The organism is Staphylococcus schweitzeri (assembly GCF_002902405.1).
Lineage (GTDB): Bacteria > Bacillota > Bacilli > Staphylococcales > Staphylococcaceae > Staphylococcus > Staphylococcus schweitzeri.
Genome location: NZ_PPQS01000005.1, coordinates 21903 through 28328, shown reverse-complemented (window position 1 = coordinate 28328; position 6426 = coordinate 21903). Strand labels below are relative to the sequence as shown.

Below are 6426 nucleotides of genomic sequence, written 5' to 3'. Positions count from 1 at the left end.
AATTAATAGAAATCAGCTTTTTTACATTGCCTAAGAACTTAATGTCCCAAGCTCTTTTATTTATTGCCAAATCTTCAGAGAAATAAAAACTAGATAATCATTTTTTTAAATAAAGAAAATATTAAGATTGATACTCATTTCACAAACTATTACTACTTTAGAGTATAATTATTTTTAATTTCATATAAATAAAAAGGCTAAAATAATACGTTTTAAAAGTAATTAATTGTTTAAATGATATGTAATATGTAAATACTATATATATAATACCAATTTTAATGAAAAATTTTAAGGGAGGTAAATAATGGAAAGTACATTAGAATTAACAAAAATTAAAGAAGTATTACAAAAAAACTTAAAGGTCTTAATTATCTTGCCCCTATTATTTTTAATTATTAGCGCGATTGTTACGTTTTTTGTCTTATCACCTAAATATCAAGCTAATACACAAATTTTAGTGAATCAAACTAAAGGTGACAACCCGCAGTTTATGGCACAAGAAGTACAAAGTAATATTCAGCTTGTAAATACGTATAAAGAAATAGTTAAAAGTCCTAGAATTTTAGATGAGGTGTCGAAAGATTTAAATCATAAATACTCACCTTCTAAATTATCGAATATGTTAACCATTACTAACCAAGAAAATACACAAATTATTAATATACAAGTCAAAAGTGGTAATAAACAGGATTCTGAAAAAATTGCGAATAGTTTCGCTAAAGTAACAAGTAAACAAATTCCAAAGATTATGAGTGTAGATAACGTATCAATTTTATCTAAAGCGGATGGCACCGCAGTGAAAGTTGCGCCAAAAACTATTGTGAATTTAATTGGTGCCTTCTTCTTAGGAATAGTTATCGCATTGATATATGTATTCTTCAAAGTTATCTTCGACAAACGAATTAAGGACGAAGAAGATGCAGAGAAAGAATTGGGATTACCTGTATTAGGTTCAATTCAAAAATTTAATTAAGGATGGTTACTACTTATGTCAAAAAAGGAAAATACGACAACAACATTGTTTGTGTATGAAAAACCGAAATCTACAATTAGTGAAAAATTTCGTGGTATACGTTCAAACATCATGTTTTCAAAAGCAAATGGTGAAGTAAAACGCTTGTTAGTTACTTCTGAAAAGCCAGGTGCAGGTAAAAGTACAGTTGTATCAAATGTAGCGATTACGTATGCACAAGCAGGTTATAAAACATTAGTTATCGATGGTGATATGCGTAAGCCAACACAAAACTATATTTTTAATGAGCAAAATAATAATGGATTATCAAGTTTAATTATTGGTAGAACTACGATGTCAGAAGCAATTATACCTACAGAAATTGACAATTTAGATTTATTAACAGCAGGTCCTGTACCTCCTAATCCATCGGAACTAATAGCTTCTGAAAGATTCAAAGAATTAGTTGATTTTTTCAATAAACGTTATGACATTATTATCGTTGATACACCGCCAGTTAATACTGTAACTGATGCACAACTATATGCACGTGCCATTAAAGATAGCTTGTTAGTTATTGATAGTGAAAAAAATGATAAAAATGAAGTTAAAAAAGCAAAAGCACTAATGGAAAAGGCAGGCAGTAACATTTTAGGTGTCATTTTAAACAAGACCAAGGTCGATAAGTCTTCTAGTTATTATCACTATTACGGAGATGAATAAATATGATTGATATCCATAATCATATATTGCCCGACATCGATGACGGACCTAAAAATGAAGCTGACATGCTAGAGCTTTTAAAGCAAGCAACAACGCAAGGTGTTACAGAAATAATCGTAACACCACATCACTTACACCCACGATATAACACTCCAATAGAAAAAGTGAAATCATGTTTAAACCATATTCAAAACTTAGTGGATGTCCAAAAACTAGATCTAAAGTTTTATTATGGTCAGGAAATAAGAATTACCGATCAAATCCTTAGTGATATTGATCATGAAGTTATTACCGGTATTAATGATTCACGCTATTTACTAATAGAATTTCCATCAAATGAAGTTCCACACTATACTGATCAATTATTTTTCGAATTACAGAGCAAAGGCTTTGTACCGATTATTGCACATCCAGAGCGGAATAAAGCAATAAGTCAAAACCTTGACATACTATACGATTTAATTAACAAAGGTGCTTTAAGTCAAGTTACAACGGCATCATTAGCGGGAATTTCCGGTAAAAAAATTAGAAAATTAGCAATTCAAATGATTGAAAACAATCTGACACATTTCATCGGTTCAGATGCGCATAACACAGAAATCAGACCATTTTTAATGAATGATTTATTTAAAGATAAAAAATTGCGTCAATATCATGATGATATGAATGGATTTATCAGTAATGCGAAGTTAGTTGTTAATAATAAAAAAATTCCTAAACGAATGCCACAACAAGATTACAAACAGAAAAGATGGTTTGGGTTATAAACAGCAAATGAGGGGTTTTATGGCACATTTATCTGTGAAATTGCGGCTTTTAATACTAGCGTTAATCGATTCACTGATAGTGACATTTTCAGTGTTCGTTAGTTATTACATTTTAGAACCGTATTTCAAAACATATTCTGTCAAATTATTAATATTGGCAGCTATTTCACTATTCATATCACATCATATTTCAGCATTTATATTTAATATGTACCATCGTGCATGGGAATATGCCAGTGTGAGTGAATTGATTTTAATTGTTAAAGCTGTGACGACATCTATCGTTATTACGATGGTGGTCGTGACAATTGTTACAGGCAATAGACCATTTTTTAGGCTGTATTTAATTACTTGGATGATGCACTTGATTTTAATAGGTGGCTCGCGTCTCTTTTGGCGAATTTACCGAAAATATCTTGGAGGTAAATCATTTAATAAAAAACCTACTCTAGTTGTTGGCGCAGGTCAAGCGGGATCGATGCTGATTAGACAAATGTTGAAAAGTGACGAAATGAAACTTGAACCAGTATTAGCAGTTGATGATGATGAACATAAACGTAATATCACTATTACAGAAGGTGTTAAAGTTCAAGGGAAGATAGCAGATATACCAGAACTAGTGAAAAAATATAAGATTAAAAAAATAATTATCGCCATTCCGACAATTGAGCAAGAGCGTTTGAAAGAGATTAATAATATTTGTCATTTAGACGGTGTTGAATTATTGAAAATGCCTAACATTGAAGACGTCATGTCTGGTGAATTAGAAGTAAATCAATTGAAAAAAGTTGAAGTAGAAGATTTGTTAGGTCGAGACCCAGTTGAATTAGATATGGATATGATATCAAAAGAATTAACGAATAAAACTATTCTAGTGACTGGTGCAGGTGGTTCGATTGGATCTGAAATATGCAGGCAAGTATGTAATTTTTATCCGGAACGAATTATTTTGCTTGGACATGGTGAAAACAGTATTTATTTAATTAATCGAGAATTACGTAATCGTTTTGGAAAACACTTTGATATTGTGCCTGTTATTGCAGACGTTCAAAATAGAGCGCGCATGTTTGAAGTAATGGATCAATATAAACCATATGCAGTTTATCACGCAGCGGCACATAAACACGTACCGTTAATGGAATATAATCCTGAAGAAGCAGTTCGTAATAATATTTTAGGGACAAAAAATACCGCAGAAGCAGCAAAGCATGCAGGTGTAAAGAAATTCGTGATGATTTCCACCGACAAAGCAGTTAACCCACCTAATGTTATGGGTGCTTCAAAACGTATTGCAGAAATGATTATTCAAAGCTTAAACGATGAAACGCATCGAACAGATTTTGTTGCAGTAAGATTTGGTAATGTACTTGGTTCGAGAGGATCTGTAATTCCGCTTTTCAAAAGTCAAATTGAAGCAGGTGGTCCAGTTACAGTAACACATCCTGAGATGACAAGATATTTTATGACGATACCCGAAGCTTCTAGATTAGTTTTACAAGCAGGTGCACTTGCAGAAGGTGGAGAGGTATTTGTGTTAGACATGGGTGAACCAGTTAAAATTGTAGATTTAGCCCGTAACTTAATTAAGCTAAGTGGTAAAAAAGAAGAAGATATACGTATCACATATTCGGGTATTAGACCTGGCGAAAAAATGTTTGAAGAGTTAATGAACAAGGATGAAATTCATCCGGAACAAGTATATGAAAAAATTTATCGCGGCAAAGTAAAGCATATGACAAGTGATGAGGTTGATGAAATTATTCAAGATATTGTCACCGATTTTAGTAAAGAAAAAATTATTAACTATGCCAATGGCAAAAAGGGAGATAATTATGTTCGATAACAAAATTTTATTAATTACCGGTGGTACAGGATCATTTGGTAATGCAGTTATGAAACGGTTTTTAGATTCTAACGTCAAAGAGATTAGAATTTTCTCGCGAGATGAGAAAAAGCAGGATGATATTAGGAAGAAGTATAACAATTCAAAATTGAAATTTTATATCGGTGATGTGCGAGATAGTCAAAGCGTAGAGACCGCGATGCGTGATGTTGATTATGTATTCCATGCAGCTGCGTTAAAACAAGTGCCGTCGTGTGAGTTTTTCCCAGTCGAAGCAGTGAAGACGAATATTATTGGTACTGAAAATGTGTTACAAAGTGCCATTCATCAAAATGTCAAAAAAGTGATTTGTTTATCTACTGATAAAGCGGCATATCCAATTAATGCGATGGGTATCTCAAAAGCGATGATGGAAAAAGTGTTTGTAGCAAAATCACGGAATATTCGTAGTGAGCAGACATTGATTTGTGGTACGAGATACGGCAATGTAATGGCTTCAAGAGGGTCAGTAATTCCACTATTTATCGAAAAAATTAAGGCGGGGGAACCTTTGACGATTACTGATCCAGAAATGACTCGTTTCTTAATGAGTTTAGAAGATGCAGTAGAGCTCGTTGTTCATGCATTTAAACATGCAGAGACAGGCGATATCATGGTTCAGAAAGCACCTAGTTCCACTGTAGGTGACCTTGCAACAGCCTTATTAGAATTGTTTGATGCGGATAATGCAATTGAAATTATTGGTACGCGACATGGAGAGAAAAAAGCAGAAACATTGTTGACGAGAGAAGAATATGCGCACTGTGAAGACATGGGTGATTATTTTAGAGTGCCGGCAGACTCCAGAGATTTAAACTATAGTAATTACGTTGAAACGGGTAACGAAAAGATTACAAAAGCTTATGAGTATAACTCCGATAACACACATATTTTAACGGTAGAGGAAATAAAAGAAAAACTACTGAAGCTAGAATATGTTAGAAATGAATTGAATAATTATAAAGATTCAGTGAGATAGGAGAGATTGATGTTGAACATTGTAATTACAGGAGCAAATGGCTTTGTAGGGAAAAATTTAAAAGCAGATTTATCATCAACGACAGATCATCACATTTATGAAGTACATCGACAAACAGATGAAGTGGATTTGGAGAAGGCTTTATTAAAAGCAGATTTTGTTGTTCATTTAGCGGGCGTTAATAGACCTGAACATAATAAAGAATTCAGTTTAGGAAATGTAAGTTACTTAGATAATGTACTTGAAATATTAACGAGAAATACAAAAAAGCCAACGATATTGTTATCGTCATCAATACAAGCAACGCAAGATAATCCTTATGGAGAAAGTAAGTTGCAAGGGGAGCAGCTATTAAGTCAATATGCTGAGGAGTATGGTAATAAAGTTTACATTTATCGATGGCCAAATCTTTTTGGTAAGTGGTGTAAGCCAAATTATAACTCAGTTATTGCAACTTTTTGCTACAAAATAGCACGAGACGAAGAAATACAAGTCAATAATCGAAATGTTGAACTGACGCTAAATTATGTGGATGATATTGTTGCTGAAATTAAACGTGCAATTGATGGGGAACCAACGATTGAAAATGGTGTGCCTACAGTTCCGAATGTTTTTAAAGTGACGTTGGGCGAAATTGTAGATCTATTATATAAATTTAAGCAGTCACGCGTTGATCGTACATTGCCTAAATTAGATAGTTTGTTTGAAAAAGATTTATATAGTACGTATTTAAGTTATTTGCCGACAACGGATTTTAGTTATCCACTTGTTATGAATGTAGATGACAGAGGTTCATTTACAGAATTTATAAAAACACCGGATCGTGGTCAAGTTTCTGTAAATATATCAAAACCTGGAATCGTGAAAGGGAATCATTGGCATCATACTAAAAATGAAAAATTTTTAGTTGTATCAGGTAGAGGCGTGATTCGTTTCAGACACGTTAATAATGATGAAGTTATTGAATATTATGTATCTGGAGACAAACTAGAAGTTGTAGATATACCTGTAGGATACACGCATAATATTGAAAATTTAGGTGATACAGATATGGTAACTATTATGTGGGTAAATGAGATGTTTGATCCAACTCAACCAGACACGTATTTCTTGGAGGTATAGT

At 32.9% G+C, this 6426-nt stretch carries 6 protein-coding genes; all 6 read left to right on the top strand.

Going from position 1 to position 6426, the window contains the following annotated elements; translation table 11 throughout:
* Positions 1–304: 304 nt before the first annotated feature.
* The 6 genes from capA to CD116_RS01350 are packed head-to-tail and all read left to right on the top strand — an operon-like array spanning position 305 to position 6425.
* Complete coding sequence (capA, locus tag CD116_RS01375) at positions 305–973, top strand: capsular polysaccharide type 5/8 biosynthesis protein CapA (protein ID WP_047424289.1); 669 nt, start codon at positions 305–307, stop codon at positions 971–973.
* 15 nt (positions 974–988) lie between these two features.
* The gene (cap8B, locus tag CD116_RS01370) at positions 989–1675 is read left to right on the top strand and encodes a type 8 capsular polysaccharide synthesis protein Cap8B (RefSeq protein WP_047424287.1); all 687 of its coding nucleotides are present in this window, start codon (positions 989–991) and stop codon (positions 1673–1675) included.
* A gap of 2 nt (positions 1676–1677) precedes the next feature.
* Positions 1678–2442 carry a tyrosine-protein phosphatase gene (locus CD116_RS01365; protein ID WP_047548952.1) on the top strand — a complete coding sequence of 255 codons (765 nt, stop codon included), beginning with the start codon at positions 1678–1680 and terminating at the stop codon, positions 2440–2442.
* Positions 2443–2461: 19 nt separating this feature from the next.
* Complete coding sequence (cap8D, locus tag CD116_RS01360; RefSeq protein WP_047424283.1) at positions 2462–4285, top strand: type 8 capsular polysaccharide synthesis protein Cap8D; 1824 nt, start codon at positions 2462–2464, stop codon at positions 4283–4285.
* Complete coding sequence (gene cap8E / locus CD116_RS01355; RefSeq protein WP_047424281.1) at positions 4275–5303, top strand: type 8 capsular polysaccharide synthesis protein Cap8E; 1029 nt, start codon at positions 4275–4277, stop codon at positions 5301–5303. Before cap8D ends, cap8E begins: the two co-directional genes overlap by 11 nt.
* A 12-nt stretch (positions 5304–5315) precedes the next feature.
* Positions 5316–6425 (top strand): capsular polysaccharide biosynthesis protein CapF, encoded by a 1110-nt coding sequence (locus CD116_RS01350; protein WP_047548974.1) that lies wholly within the window; start codon positions 5316–5318, stop codon positions 6423–6425.
* Position 6426 lies beyond the last annotated feature (1 nt).